13 protein-coding genes are annotated in these 13,761 nt (G+C 60.6%); 10 read left to right on the top strand and 3 right to left on the bottom strand.

Translation table 11 applies throughout. The features are described 5' to 3' along the window. Window positions 1–49: 49 nt before the first annotated feature. Window positions 50–604, top strand: coding sequence for a hypoxanthine-guanine phosphoribosyltransferase (locus QQK16_RS10045; RefSeq protein ID WP_284196324.1), 555 nt, complete (start codon window positions 50–52; stop codon window positions 602–604). Between the two features lie 104 nt (window positions 605–708). On the opposite strand, the gene QQK16_RS10040 is transcribed toward QQK16_RS10045, so the two are convergent. Beyond that, window positions 709–1,497: a TFIIB-type zinc ribbon-containing protein gene (locus tag QQK16_RS10040; RefSeq protein ID WP_284196323.1), complete on the bottom strand. Its 789-nt coding sequence runs from the start codon at window positions 1,495–1,497 to the stop codon at window positions 709–711. Between the two features lie 122 nt (window positions 1,498–1,619). Between QQK16_RS10040 and glyA the strand changes: the two genes are divergently transcribed. From glyA to QQK16_RS10010, 6 genes are all read left to right on the top strand, one after another. Beyond that, window positions 1,620–2,864, top strand: coding sequence for a serine hydroxymethyltransferase (glyA, locus tag QQK16_RS10035; RefSeq protein WP_284196322.1), 1,245 nt, complete (start codon window positions 1,620–1,622; stop codon window positions 2,862–2,864). 106 nt (window positions 2,865–2,970) lie between these two features. Further along, on the top strand, window positions 2,971–5,082 hold the full coding sequence (locus QQK16_RS10030; RefSeq protein ID WP_284196321.1) for an acetyl-CoA hydrolase/transferase C-terminal domain-containing protein: 2,112 nt from the start codon (window positions 2,971–2,973) through the stop codon (window positions 5,080–5,082). A 161-nt stretch (window positions 5,083–5,243) separates the two neighbouring features. After that, on the top strand, window positions 5,244–6,566 hold the full coding sequence (locus QQK16_RS10025) for a M16 family metallopeptidase (RefSeq protein ID WP_284196320.1): 1,323 nt from the start codon (window positions 5,244–5,246) through the stop codon (window positions 6,564–6,566). Beyond that, entirely contained in the window at window positions 6,566–7,963 is a 1,398-nt protein-coding gene (locus QQK16_RS10020; protein ID WP_284196319.1) for a M16 family metallopeptidase, read from the top strand. Before QQK16_RS10025 ends, QQK16_RS10020 begins: the two co-directional genes overlap by 1 nt. Window positions 7,964–8,142: 179 nt before the next feature. Then, the gene (locus tag QQK16_RS10015) at window positions 8,143–9,318 is read left to right on the top strand and encodes a benzoate/H(+) symporter BenE family transporter (protein ID WP_284196318.1); all 1,176 of its coding nucleotides are present in this window, start codon (window positions 8,143–8,145) and stop codon (window positions 9,316–9,318) included. Beyond that, entirely contained in the window at window positions 9,318–10,424 is a 1,107-nt protein-coding gene (locus QQK16_RS10010) for an aminopeptidase (protein ID WP_284196317.1), read from the top strand. Before QQK16_RS10015 ends, QQK16_RS10010 begins: the two co-directional genes overlap by 1 nt. A 227-nt stretch (window positions 10,425–10,651) precedes the next feature. On the opposite strand, the gene QQK16_RS10005 is transcribed toward QQK16_RS10010, so the two are convergent. Together QQK16_RS10005 and QQK16_RS10000 are read right to left on the bottom strand one after the other, a co-directional pair. Further along, window positions 10,652–10,783, bottom strand: a complete 132-nt coding sequence (locus tag QQK16_RS10005; RefSeq protein WP_284196316.1) for a hypothetical protein — start codon at window positions 10,781–10,783, stop codon at window positions 10,652–10,654. Then, a complete protein-coding gene (locus QQK16_RS10000) occupies window positions 10,773–10,946 on the bottom strand; it encodes a hypothetical protein (protein ID WP_284196315.1) in 174 nt (57 codons plus the stop codon). The genes QQK16_RS10005 and QQK16_RS10000 overlap by 11 nt, the downstream gene beginning before the upstream one ends. A gap of 182 nt (window positions 10,947–11,128) precedes the next feature. Here QQK16_RS10000 and nrdR point away from each other — a divergent pair, with 182 nt between their 5' ends. From nrdR to ribD, 3 genes are read left to right on the top strand one after another with little or no spacing between them, the layout of a single operon-like run. Next, the gene (nrdR, locus tag QQK16_RS09995) at window positions 11,129–11,581 is read left to right on the top strand and encodes a transcriptional regulator NrdR (protein ID WP_284196314.1); all 453 of its coding nucleotides are present in this window, start codon (window positions 11,129–11,131) and stop codon (window positions 11,579–11,581) included. Continuing rightward, complete coding sequence (locus QQK16_RS09990) at window positions 11,578–12,651, top strand: DUF2157 domain-containing protein (protein ID WP_284196313.1); 1,074 nt, start codon at window positions 11,578–11,580, stop codon at window positions 12,649–12,651. The genes nrdR and QQK16_RS09990 overlap by 4 nt, the downstream gene beginning before the upstream one ends. Further along, window positions 12,648–13,757: a bifunctional diaminohydroxyphosphoribosylaminopyrimidine deaminase/5-amino-6-(5-phosphoribosylamino)uracil reductase RibD gene (ribD, locus tag QQK16_RS09985; RefSeq protein WP_284196312.1), complete on the top strand. Its 1,110-nt coding sequence runs from the start codon at window positions 12,648–12,650 to the stop codon at window positions 13,755–13,757. The genes QQK16_RS09990 and ribD overlap by 4 nt, the downstream gene beginning before the upstream one ends. The last annotated feature ends 4 nt before the right edge of the window (window positions 13,758–13,761 follow it).

Genomic DNA, 13,761 nt, shown 5'->3' with positions numbered 1-13,761 from the left:
GCTACCCTTCGCGCCTTTTCAAGCTTTGGGTAGGGTGCAGGAGATGGACATGAACATGAAGGACGAAATCGTCAAGGTGATGGCCGAGGCCGATTGCCTGCACAGCGATGCCGAGGTAAGCGCGGCGCTGGATCGCATGGCTGCAGACGTGACCGAGGTGCTCAAGCACGCCAACCCGTTGGTCTACGTAGTGCTCAACGGCGGCATCATTGCCGCTGGCCAGTTGCTGCCGCGCCTGCGTTTTCCGCTGGAGGTAAGCTATCTGCACGCTACCCGCTACGGCGACAAGACCCAGGGCGGACGGCTGAACTGGAAGGTCAAGCCGACCGAGGACATGCATGGCCGTACCGTGTTGATCGTCGACGACATCCTGGACGAAGGCAATACCCTGGCAGCCATCATCGAGTACTGCCGCGAGCAGGGGGCGACCGAGGTGCTGACGGCCGTTGTCGTCAACAAGTCGCATGACCGCAAGGCCTTCCCTGGCATGCATGCCGATTTCGTGGGCCTGGAGGTGGAGGATCGCTTCTTGTTTGGCTGCGGCATGGATTACAAGGGTTTCTGGCGCAACACCCTTGGCATCTATGCGGTGAAAGGGCTGTAGAGACCTCACCCGGCCTGGCTGGTGATGTCAAGACAGGGTGGTGCAGTGCGCCAGGGTTTCCATGGCGCCTGCCACCCGCTCACCGCTGCGTTTATAACAGGCGCTCAGCGCGACTCCCGCAGCAACTGCAGGCATTGCCACAACCACCAGCCCATCCAGGCCCAGGCAACGAGCATCAGCAGGGCTCCGCTCCAGTGCGCCAACGCTGCCAGGCCATGGTCCCATTCCAGCAGGCCCAAGGGTTCCAGCAGGTTGTGCCAGTCGTGGCGTTCGCTGCGGAACTCGACCATTTCCTCGTTCCATTCGCCTATCAGGGGCAGGTCCATGGCGCGGGCGTCGCCGACATAGGGTGCGAGGTCGATAAAGTTCTGGCCCAGCCACCACAGGCAGGCTGCGGCAGCATAGGGCTTGCCTTCGCGCAGCAGGAATGCCCCGCCCAGTATCACGGGCACCAGGCATTGGAACAGACTACCGCCCAGGAACATCATCCACTCTCCCAGCGGCCGGAACAGCAGATGCCCGAATTCGTGAAAAGCCAGGTTGGCGCCATGCAGCAAGGAGTTGCCCGCATCGCCGTTACGCCAGTCGCCAGCAATAAACCACATGCCCCATACCACCAGGACCAAGGTAAGCAAGGCTTCACCCATAAGTACGGAAGGCTGCGCCTGTGCCGGCCGGTGAAACAAGCGCGCCAGCAACAGGTGGCGCCAGCCTTCGGTTTCTGCCTCGGTGCTACTGGCTTGTTGCTGAGTGGGCAACTGGCCTGACTGCCGTTCGATTAAGTACTGGGCATACTTGGCGAAGACCACACCGCAGCGCGGACAGGCGTTGCCAGTAGTCGCATCGGTGGCTTGGCGGGCATAGCCGCACTTGGGGCAGACGGGGCGTTCCATGGGCCTAGTTTATAAGATGAATGGGGCGCACGATGAATATGCAATCCATTCAACTGGTTCATGTCGCGCGACATGGTAAAATACCGGTCTTTACTCCCCCACCTTCCTACGGAAGCCCCGCCATGTTCAAGCCGCTGTCCATCGCCCAATACGATTCCGAACTGTCTGCCGCCATTGAAAGCGAAGTCGTTCGCCAGCACGAGCACATCGAGCTGATCGCCTCGGAAAACTACACCAGCCCGGCCGTGATGGAAGCGCAGGGATCGCAACTGACCAACAAGTATGCCGAGGGTTACCCAGGCAAGCGCTTCTATGGTGGTTGCGAGTATGTGGACGTGGTGGAGCAATTGGCCATAGACCGTGTCAAGAAGCTGTTTGGCGCCGAGTACGCCAACGTGCAGCCCCATTCGGGCTCGCAGGCCAACCAGGCGGTGTACTTCAGCATCCTCAAGCCGGGCGACACCATCATGGGCATGAACCTGGGCCACGGCGGTCACCTGACGCATGGTTCGCCAGCCAACCTGTCGGGCAAGCTGTTCAAGATCGTGCCTTACGGCCTCAATGACAAGGAAGAGATCGACTACGACGAGATGGAGCGGATTGCGGTTGAAACCCAGCCCAAGCTGATCATCGGCGGCGCCTCGGCCTATGCCCTGCGCTTCGATTTTGAGCGCATGGCGGCCATCGCCAAGAAGGTAGGCGCCTACTTCATGGTGGACATGGCCCACTATGCAGGCCTGATTGCCGCTGGCGTGTACCCCAACCCGGTGCCGCATGCCGACTTTGTCACCTCGACCACCCACAAGACCCTGCGTGGTCCCCGTGGCGGCATCATCCTGGCCAAGGCAGAACACGAGAAGATGCTGAACAGCAATGTGTTCCCCAGCCTGCAGGGCGGCCCGCTAATGCATGTGATTGCGGGCAAGGCCGTGGCTTTCAAGGAAGCCCTGCAGCCTGAGTTCAAGAGCTATCAGGAACAGGTGCTGAAGAACGCTGCCATCATGGCCAAGACCTTGGCCGAGCGTGGCCTGCGTATCATCTCCGGCCGTACTGAGAGCCATGTGTTCCTGGTGGATCTGCGACCCAAGGGTCTGACTGGCAAGGCGGCCGATGCCTTGCTGGGCCAGGCGCACATTACCGTCAACAAGAACGCCATCCCCAACGACCCGGAAAGCCCCTTTGTCACTTCGGGCATCCGTATCGGTTCGCCCGCCATCACTACCCGTGGCTTTAAGGAAGAGGAGGCCATCATGGTGGCCAACCTGGTGGCTGATGTGCTCGACAAGCCCAATGACGAAGCCAATATCGCTGCGGTCAAGGCCAAGGTGCATGCATTGACCAGCCGCTTCCCGGTTTACGGCAAGTAAACCTCGCTGGTGGTACAAAGATAGGAGCGCTTCGGCGCTCCTTTCTCGTTTGGAACACCTGCCCATCGCGCGCCACGCGCAGGCAGGCACACAATCAGGATGCACCATGCCCTTGTTTCTGGACAGGATGGACGCGGCGGTAGATGAAGTATTGGCGCGCTTGCCAGGGGATATCGTCTTGGGGACACCCCTGGGCATAGGCAAACCCAATCCCTTCATCAATCGACTTTATCAGCGTATCAAGGCTACACCTGCACGACGGCTCAAGATCATCACGGCCTTGTCGCTGCAAAAACCGGTGGGTGGCAGCGAGATAGAGCGGCATTTTCTGGCACCGTTTGTTGAGCGGGTTTTCGGAGACTATCCCGATCTGGACTATGTGCTGGATTTGCGGGCGGGCAAGCTGCCGGCCAATGTCGAGGTGCTGGAGTTCTTCCTCAAGACGGGCGACTACCTGGGTAATGCCGAGGCTCAGCAGAGCTATATCTGCACCAACTACACCTTTGTGGCGAGAGACATGGCGCTGCATGGGGTCAATCTGCTGGCCCAGGCGGTTTCGGTGCACGGCGACGGCGAGAGCATGCGCCTATCACTGTCGAGCAACCCGGATCTCACTTTCGAGGTATTGGAGCGCCTGCGGGCGGCAGGCGAAAACAAGGTTCTGACCGTGGCGGTCTTGAATCAGCATCTACCTTTCATGCCGCGTCAGGCCGAAGTGGCGCCGGACTTTTTTGACTTGGTGGTGACTGATGCGGTGGGCACCCACGCGCTCTTTGCGCCACCCAATATGAAGGTCAGCGTGCAGGACTACGCCATCGGCCTGCATGCAAGCAGCCTGATCAGCGATGGCGGCACCTTGCAGATAGGCATAGGCGCCCTGGGGGATGCCATTGCCCAGGCTTTGATACTGCGCGAGCAGCATAACGACGCCTACCGACGTTTGCTGGCGACACTGAGCCGTGGCCAGTTGGGCGAGCGCCATCTGGGTGAGTTCGAGCAGGGTCTCTATGGTTGTTCGGAGATGTTCGTCAATGGATTGTTGCGCTTGATTGAGGCAGGCGTGGTCAAGCGTGAAGTCTATGACGACGCGGTACTGCAGCGTTTGCTCAATCACGGCCATATCAGCCAGGTAGTCAGCGGCCACACACTACGCCGCCTGCATGAGGCAGGTCGTATTGGCAATAGCCTGTCGGCCGGTGACGTGGCGTTTCTCGTCCACTTCGGCATCTTTAAACCCGGTGTGCAATGGCGTGATGAGCAACTGCACCACGAGGGCCGGGTATTCTCGGCAAGGCTCGATGATGCCGACGCCTTCCTGCATATAGAGCGAGCGCTGCTGGGCGAGCGCTTGCGCGGTGGTGTCTGCCTGCACGGTGGTTTCTTCCTGGGCCCCAACGACTTCTATCAGCGGCTACGGCAGATGTCGGAACAGGAGCTGGACCGTATCGAGATGCACCGCATCGACTTCATCAATCAGCTGGATGTACAGCATGCGCTCGCCAGTGTGCAGCGGCAGCGTGCCTGCTTCATGAACACTACCATGATGGTCACCCTGCTGGGAGCGGCGGTATCGGACGGATTGGAGAACGGTCAGCTGGTTTCCGGTGTCGGTGGGCAGTACAACTTTGTCGCCATGGCACATGCCTTGCCTTGTGCTCGGTCCATCCTGATGTTGCGGACGACGCGCGAAAGCCGGGGCAAGGTGAGTTCCAATATTGTCTGGAACTACGGTCACACTACCATCCCTCGGCATTTACGTGACATGGTGGTGACTGAATACGGCGTGGCCGATCTGCGCGGCCAATCCGACGCTGAAGTGATCAAGCGTTTGCTGGCAGTAGCAGACAGCCGCTTCCAGGATGAGCTGATGGAAACCGCCAAGGCCAATGGCAAGCTGGAGCAATCCTATCAACTGCCAGATGCGGTACGTCGAAACCTGCCTGAGGTACTGGCGGCGGGGATGGTGCCCTGGCAGCAGGCCTACCTGCCGGACTTTCCTTTCGGCACAGATTTCACTGCCGAGGAGCTGGCGATCATCGAGGCGCTGCAGAGAATGCGGCAAGCCAGTGAAAATCCGCTCGAATTGGTGGCCGCGGCGCTCAAAGGCCTGTTCACCGACAAAGAGGCACCGCCGGCTTGGCTGGCTCGCCTGGGCCTGGATGAGGCCAGCGACCTGAAGAACCTGCTGCTGCGCAAATTGTTTGTCGGCAATCTGTAGGACTGAGCGTGTCGGTGCGTACCGCCACTCATCCACCCTAAGGTCACTTCGTCGCAGCATATTCTGTCGGTTTGGCGGCTATGGCATGATGCTGCGCCAGTCGGGTCGGGGAGAGCTATGCCACCCGCTTGGCAAGATAGCCATACAAAGGAGCAATAACAATGAAGTGGAAAACCCTGCTCGCGGCCGGAGGCTTGGTGTTTGGCCTGGCGGTTGCGCCGGCCCACGCCCTGACGGCCGATGAGGTGAAGACCTTCACGCTGGGCAATGGCATGAAGTTCCTGGTGCTGGAGAACCGTGCCATACCCAATGCGAACTTCTACACCTTCTGGAAGGTGGGATCGCGCAACGAGGCACCCGGCATTACTGGTCTGTCGCACTTCTTCGAACACATGATGTTCAATGGTGCCAAGGTCTATGGCCCCAAGCAGTTCGACCGCGTGATGGAATCCAAGGGCGGTTCCAACAACGCTTATACCTCCAATGACCTGACGGTTTACCAGGATTGGTTCCCCGCTTCGTCGTTGGAAACCATATTTGCACTGGAAGGTGACCGTATCGGCAATCTGGCCATCGACCCCAAGATGGTCGAGAGCGAGCGCGGTGTGGTGGCGTCAGAGCGCATCACGGGGCTGGAGAATTCCAATTGGCGCATGCTGAGCGAGGTGGTAGAAGCCGCCGCATTCCGCGCCCATCCTTATTCCTGGCCGGTTATCGGGCATGAGTCCGATATCAAGGCCTGGACCCAGGAAGACCTGCGCCGCTACTTTGATACCTACTACGCTCCCAACAATGCGGTGGCCGTGATCGTGGGCGATGTGAAGTTCGACGAGGTGAAGCGTCTGGCTGAGCAGTACATCGGCCCGATACCCGCTCGCGCAGCGCCCCCTGCGGTCCGCACCGTGGAGCCTGAGCAGGTGGGTGAGCGCCGTGTGTTCGTGCGCAAGGAGTCGGTGACCACGCCCAACCTGATGGTGGCGTACAAGGTGCCGCAAACCAACCATCCCGATCACTACGCGCTGGATGTATTGCAAAGCCTGCTGGTCAGCGGCAAGACCTCGCGCCTCTATAAGGCGTTGGTGGACAAGCGCCTGGCCAGCGATGTGGATGCCGGGCAAGGCGATACGTTTGACCCCGGTCTGATGCAATTCTACGCAGTGGCTGCCGATGGCGTTGCGGCGGACAAGCTGGAACAGGCCTTTACTGCCGAGCTTGATCGCGTGGTAAAGCAGGGCGTGACCGAGCAGGAGTTGCAGAAGGTCAAGAACCAGAAGGTGGTGGAGTTCTATCGCAGCCTGGAAACCATCAACGGTCAGGCGGCCAGCATTGGGCACTATGAGGTGTTCGGTGGCGACTACCGTAAGCTGTTTGACGTGCCTGCTGCCTACAAGCGGCTCACGGTTGCCGATATCAAGACGGTTGCTGCCAAATATCTGAAGAAGTCGCAACGCACGGTTGGCGTGCTCGCGGCCAAGGAGGATTGATGATGCTGAAGAAAACCTTCCTGGCTGGCTTGATTGCGCTGGCCGGTTCTGCCCTGGCCAGCGAATTCCGCTTGCCGGCCTATGCCACGGCAAAGCTGCCCAACGGTCTCAATGTTTACCTGATGGAGCGCCATGACGTCCCGCTGGTGGCGGTGCGTGTGATCAGCCGTGCTGGCGGCGCGCTGGATGGCACGCAGGCTGGCCTGGCCAATCTGACGGCAGATGGCGTGCTGCTAGGCAGCAAGAAATATAGCAAGCAGGCGCTGGATGACGCCTTTGATTTCCGCGGCGCCGATATTGGCGGTGGCAGCGGTGTCGAGTTCAGCATGGTAGCCGCCAGTTTTGCCCGCGATGATGTGGCGACCCTGCTGCCCATGCTGGCAGATATCGTCCAGAAACCGAGTTTTCCAGAGCATGAGTTCGGCAAGCTGCGGGCACGCACCATGGATGAGCTGAAGCAGGCCAAGGAAAGTCCGCGCAACGTCATACGCAGCTATTACGCCAAGCTGCTATATGGCGAAGGTGTCTACGGTAATCCGATAGAGGGGACAGGCAGCAGCCTGGCCAAGCTCAAGCGTAGCGATCTGGCGGCTTTCCATCGTCGCTACTATCGTCCTGATACCTCGGCTGTGGTGGTGGTAGGCGATTTCAAGACCGCTGAAATGCGTGGCCAGATCGAGCAGCTGTTCGGCGGTTGGCGCGCCGAGGGTGCGGCACCGGCGGTATTGCCGGCGAGCCCCATCCAGGCCGGCAAGGCGAGGGTATTGCTGGTGAACAAGGAGGATGCGCGTGAGACCACCTTCCTGTTTGGCGGTGCGGGTATCTCGCGCGGCGACCCGGACTATGTGCCGTTGCAGGTGATCAATACGGTGCTGGGAGGACGCTTCACTTCCTGGCTCAATGATGAGCTGCGGGTGAACTCCGGCCTGACCTATGGGGCTGGCAGCGGCTTTACCACCTATGGCCAGAACGGCACATTTGCGGTGTCCAGCTTTACCGCACTGCCCAAGACCGAAGCGGCGCTGGCACTGGCCACCGAAACCTATCAGCGGCTGTGGACGCGCGGCATTGATGCCGAGACGCTGGAATCGGCCAAGGCCTATGTGAAGGGACAGTTCCCACCCCGGTATGAGACGGGTGCGCAGCTTGCCGGCTTGCTGGGCGAGATGTTCATCTACGGTTTTGGCGATGAGCAGGTCAATCAGTTCAGCCAGAAGGTGGATAGCCTGACGCCGGAGCAGGCCCGTGTCTTGATAGACAAGCATTTCCCCAAGGACAAGCTGCAAATGGTGCTGGTCGGCAAGGCCGAGGCCATACGGCCCATCGCTGCCAAGTATGGCGAGGTGCTGGAGGTGGACATCAAGGCGGATGGTTTTGCCGCCAAGGCAGCCAGATAAGCCGTTGCTGCAAGCTTGCGGTCACGCAAGAGCAAGTAGCCAGAACGCCACGGTCAGCCGTGGCGTTTTGCTGGGCGGACGGGGCCACTGTGTCGGCCACTGGCCATCAGGTGTACCGGGCTTGCGGTACATGGGCTAGTCTATTGTCTGGCTGTCCCTTATTGCTGGCGCCCCCTGACATGTTCAAGCTGATCCCCCTGCCGTCACTTGCTGCCGGTTTCATCACTGTATTGGTGGGCTATACCAGCTCGGCGGCCATTATCTTCCAGGCGGCCCGGGCGGCTGGCGCCACGCCGGCTGAACTGGCTTCCTGGCTGATGGTGCTGGGTTTTGCCATGGGGCTGACCTGCATAGGTCTGTCTTTACGCTACCGTATTCCTGTCTCTACCGCCTGGTCCACTCCAGGCGCAGCCTTGCTGACCACCAGCCTGGCGGGCTACAGCATGGGTGAGGCCATCGGTGCATTTGTCTTCTCGGCGGCCTTGATTACGCTGTGCGGCATAACGGGCTGGTTTGAACGGGCGATGAAATACATTCCGCTGTCCATTGCGGCGGCCATGTTGGCAGGGGTGTTGCTGAAATTCGGCATCAATGCCTTTACCGCCATGCAGGGGCAGTTCTGGATAGTGCTGCCCATGTTCCTGGCTTATTTGTTTTTCAAGCGTTTTCTGCCCCGCTATGCCGTGGTGGCCGTGCTGCTAGTGGGTAGCCTGCTGGCTGCCTGGTTCGGCCTGATCAAGCTGGACGGGGTGAGCTTTGCCATTGCCGCGCCAGTCTGGACCACACCGCAGTTCAGCTGGACTGCCATGATGGGCATAGGCTTGCCGTTGTTTATCGTCACCATGGCCTCGCAGAATATCCCCGGTGTTGCGGTGCTGCGCTCCTCTGGCTATGAGCCGCCGGTTTCGGCCCTGGTGGGCTGGACGGGTTTCACCAATCTGCTGCTGGCGCCGTTCGGCTGTTTTGCGCTTAATCTGGCGGCCATTACGGCCGCCATCTGCGCCGGCAAGGAGGCGCACGAAGACCCTGCGCAGCGGTATCGCGCCAGCGTGGCTGCTGGTGGCTTCTACCTGTTGTTGGGCTTGCTGGGCGGTTCGGTCGGGGCCTTGTTTGCGGCCTTCCCCACGGAGTTGGTCTTGGCCATTGCCGGCATAGCTTTGTTCGGTGCGTTATCCAGCGGCCTTGCCTTGGCCATGCGCGAGGACAGCCAGCGTGAGCCGGCCTTGATCACCTTTTTGGTGACGGCATCGGGCGTCAGCCTGGGTGGTATAGGCTCTGCCTTCTGGGGCTTGGTGGCTGGCGTGCTGGCATTGGTGGTACTGAATCTGCGGGCTGCCAAGCCCAAGGCGGCCTGATGGCTGCGTGGCTGGGGCGGCTGCTGGGGTTGCTGTTCTGCCTGGGGGTGACGGGCTGCGCCAGCGTGGCGTTCGTCGGCCAGGCGGCAACCGGGCAGGCAGAGGTCATGAATAAAGCCAGAGCCATAGACGAGGTACTGGCCGACCCGGCGACCACGCCTGAGACGGCGAACAAGCTGAGGCTGGCACAGCGGCTGCGAGAGTTCGCCATACGCGAGCTGAAGCTACCCGATAATGCCAGCTATACCCGCTATGCGGATCTGGGCCGCCCCTATGCGCTGTGGAACATCGTCAGCACACCGCCGCTGTCGCTTAAACCGCAGGAAAGCTGCTTCCCTATCGCCGGTTGCTTGAGCTACAGGGGCTATTACAGCGAAGCCGAAGCCCAGCAATATGCCGAATCACGCAAGGCACTGGGCGAGGATGTATTCCTCTACGGTGTTCCCGCTTATTCCACCTTGGGCTGGTTTTCGGATCCCTTGCTCAATACAACTCTGCGCTACGACAAGGCTGTGCTTGCCAGGCTGATCTTTCACGAACTGGCCCATCAGCAGCTCTATATCAAGGACGACAGTGGTTTCAACGAGGCTTTTGCCACGGCCGTGGAGTTGGAGGGCTACGAGCGCTGGCTGGCACAGGAGGGCGATGCGGCGGCGCGCGAGGCTTATCCCAGGGCGGAGCAGCGGCGGCAGGCCTTCAGGCGGCTGATGGAGCAGGGCAGGGCGTTGCTGGAGGCTGTTTATGCCAGCGAGCAGGCCGATGACGCAAAGCATGCTGCCAAAGTCGAGATACAGGCTGAGTTGGAGCGTGGTTACCAAGCGCTGAAGGCGGAGTGGGGAGGCTATCTGGGCTATGACGCTTGGTTCCAGCCCCATCCCAACAATGCCCATATGGCTTCTCTGGCGACCTACCACGAGAAGGTGCCGGCATTTCGTGCCTTGTTCAGGCAGTTGGGGGGCGATTTTTCGGCGTTTTATCTGGCGGTGCGCCAGTTGGCAGAAAAAAATCGGGCCGCCCGCGATGAAGCGCTGGCGGCCCTGAGAAGCGCTGCTGTCATAGGGGAGACGCAGCACGGAGCAACAACACCGTCCACAGCAGCGCCCTGAGCGTATGGTCAACATCAGGACGCTGCCCACCCCCCATGCCCTCGGGGAGAGGAGGAAGGGGGAGGGCACAAGAAGGCTTTCTGTCCCGGAACAGCCATCCTGTTGCGAACCCATTCATCATGCTGCGCTGCGACAAGCCTAGCCATTGGCGGTTTCGGCATTCGGGAAAGCCGCAGTGCGGGGCTTTACCTGGCGCCCGCGCAGCCCTTTATACCCATCAATGACTTTCAATCGTCCACGATGGCGCAACGCCAGGCCATGGCCAGCAGGGCAAGCAATAGCAGGCCTAGCACGTCTATCAGTCGAATGCGCAGGCCTGGCTGCCGCGGTGGCGCTGCAATCAGCGGCTCAGCCAGCATGGCGAGTGCCTGCTTGGGCCAGCACCGGCGAATCTGGCTGGGTAGGGGCTGCGGGCAGAGGGTCGGATACCAGTGCGTAGGTAAACAGCACGGTGACAGCGATGGTCAGCAGCGGTTCGGCAAATAAGGTAGACGGTTTCTGATGGCGCGGTGAGTACGGCATGGTTAGCTTTGCGAGGTGATTTGTGCGTTGCAGCATAGATGGCGTTTGTTACATCTGATCGAAATCGACATGACAGACGTATTTCCGCGCTGACCGCGCCCAGCTGCCTGTTGACCGGTTTTAGCCCGCTGCAGGCCGCGCCACGGTTAGAATGCGTGCTATCCAAGTAGCGGAGCAGCGAGATGAAATGCCCGTTCTGTGGTTCGGCCGATACTCAGGTGGTCGATACCCGCCTTTCGGAAGAAGGCGATAGCATCAGGCGACGGCGCAAATGTGCCGGGTGCGACAAGCGCTTTACCACTTTCGAGACGGCCGAGGTCAGGCCGCCGCAAGTGGTGAAGGCCAATGGCAGCCGTGCCGACTACGACAGCGACAAGGTAAGGGTGAGCTTTCACCGTGCCTTGCATAAGCGGCCGGTGCCTACCCAACTGGTGGATGAAGCCATTGCCCGGATAGACCAGAAAGTGCTGTCGCTGGGCGAGCGCGAAGTTGAGTCGCGGCGTATAGGCGAGATGGTGATGGCAGAACTGGCCAAGCTGGACAAGGTGGCATATATCCGCTTCGCCTCGGTGTACCGCAGCTTTCAGGATGTGGATGACTTCCGCGACTTGATACGAGAGGTGAGCAAGAAATGAAGTTAAGCCGCCAAGATCTGACGCATGCCGAGACACAGGGAGTACTACAGGCGGGCCAGGCAGATGCCTTGTGGCAGTTCCTCACTCAAGCCAATCCGGATGATCACGCGCAGTTCCGGTTTGCCCATGTGCTGTATTACCTGGGCGGGGCAATCGCCATAGCGGCCATGAGCCTGTTCATGACTGTGGGCTACGCCACCTGGGGACCGGTTTCTCTGACGGTTTTCGCAGTTGCCTATGGTTTTCTGGCCTGGCGCCTGGGTGTCTGGTTTCTGGAGTCCAAGCAGCTGCGCATCCCCGCTGGCATTCTGCTGACGCTGACCATTGTGCTGGTGCCCCTGGCGGTTTACGGCGTGGAGGCTGCCATGGGCCACTGGGACGATGGGGGCCAATACAGCGATTTCCATGTCTGGATAGATTGGCGCTGGCTGATCATGGAGCTGGCCACGCTGGTGGCCGCTGCCGTCATGCTGTGGCGCTACAGGCTGCCGTTCATGACCATGCCCGTGGCCGTCACACTCTGGTATATGAGCATGGACGTGGCGGCCTGGATCGCTATGGGCTTGGCCAATTCAGACGACTACAGTAGCTATTTCGCTTCGGTGTGGGATCTGCGCAAGTTTGTCTCACTGGGATTTGGCTTGCTGATGCTGGTCTTGGCACTGGTGATAGACCTGCGTACCCGGATGTTGAAGCAGGACTATGCGTTCTGGCTCTATCTGTTCGGGTTGCTGGCCTTCTGGGGGGCGCTGTCAGCCATGGATTCGGGCAGCCAGTTCGGCAAGCTCATCTATTGCGGCATAAATCTGGGCTTGATCTTTGTCGGTGCAGTCCTGTCACGCCGTGCCTTTGCCGTTTTCGGCGGGCTGGGGGTGGCGGGTTATCTGGGCTATCTGGCGTACGATGTCTTCGAGGATAGCCTGCTGTTTGCCTTTACCTTGAGCCTGATCGGCCTGGCTATCGTGTTTGCTGGGGTATGGTGGAACAAGCATGGCGCTGCGCTGGGTAGCCGCTGGCGGCGCCGCATCTCTCCCCAGCTGGCGGAGTTGATCGAGGCCAGGCAGGCATGAGTTTCAGTGCAGCTGACCATGGTTTTATGGCGCAGGCCTTGCGGATGGCGGAGGGTGGGCGGTGCATCACCACGCCCAACCCCAGCGTGGGTTGCGTGCTGGTGCGTGATGGCAGGCTTATCGGCCAGGGCCATACCCAGATTGCTGGTGGCCCGCACGCCGAGGTCATGGCCTTGCGTGATGCGGTCGCCAGGGGCGAGACCCCGGCGGGCGCCACGGCCTATGTCACCCTGGAGCCCTGTGCCCATTACGGCCGTACGCCACCCTGCGCCAAGGGTTTGATCGAGGCGGGCGTTGTCAGGGTGGTGGCTGCCCTGGTCGATCCGCATACCTTGGTAGCGGGCAAGGGCTTGGCCATGTTGCGAGAAGCGGGCGTTGCGGCCGAGGTCGGCCTGATGGCGACGGAAGCACGTGAGTCGCTGAAGGGTTTTCTGTCCCGTATCGAGCGGCATCGGCCTTGGTTGCGGCTAAAACTGGCAGCCAGCCTGGATGGCAAGACAGCGCTGGCCAACGGCGAATCGCAATGGATTACCGGGCCGGCGGCCAGGGCCGATGTGCAGAGACTGCGTGCCCGCTCCTGCGCCATGTTGACGGGTAGCGGTACGGTGCTGAAGGACGACCCCCTGCTGACGGTGCGTGAGCTGGATGGGCTTGTCTGGGGCGGCCGGCAGCCGCTACGCGTCGTGCTCGACAGCCGTGCCCAGCTGCCGGTCAGTGCACGCATGCTGACGGCGCCGGGCAAGACGCTGGTGATTACTGCAGATGCGCCGTCCAAGCATGCTGATGCCTTGCGGGAGGCCGGGGCCGAGGTGGTGGCCCTGCCGGATGGTGCAGGGCGGGTTGATCTGGCCGCTACGCTGGCCTTGCTGGGGCAGCGCGGTATGAATGAGGTGACGGTGGAATCGGGTGGGCGCTTGAATGGCGCCTGGCTGCAAAGCGGCCTGGTGGATGAGCTGGTGCTGTACCAGGCGCCTGTCCTGCTAGGGAGTGCCGCTGCCCATATGGCGGATTTCAGTCTGGCACGGCTGGCCGACAAACTGGCGCCAAGGCTGGTGGATAGCCGTCAGGTGGGGGCAGATATGCGCTACACCCTGCGCTTTGATTGAGGAG

It is taken from the genome of Chitinimonas prasina (genome assembly GCF_030160395.1).
Lineage (GTDB): Bacteria > Pseudomonadota > Gammaproteobacteria > Burkholderiales > Chitinimonadaceae > Chitinimonas > Chitinimonas prasina.
Note: the sequence above shows the minus strand (reverse complement) of the source record. Positions and strands in the feature narration are given on the sequence as shown.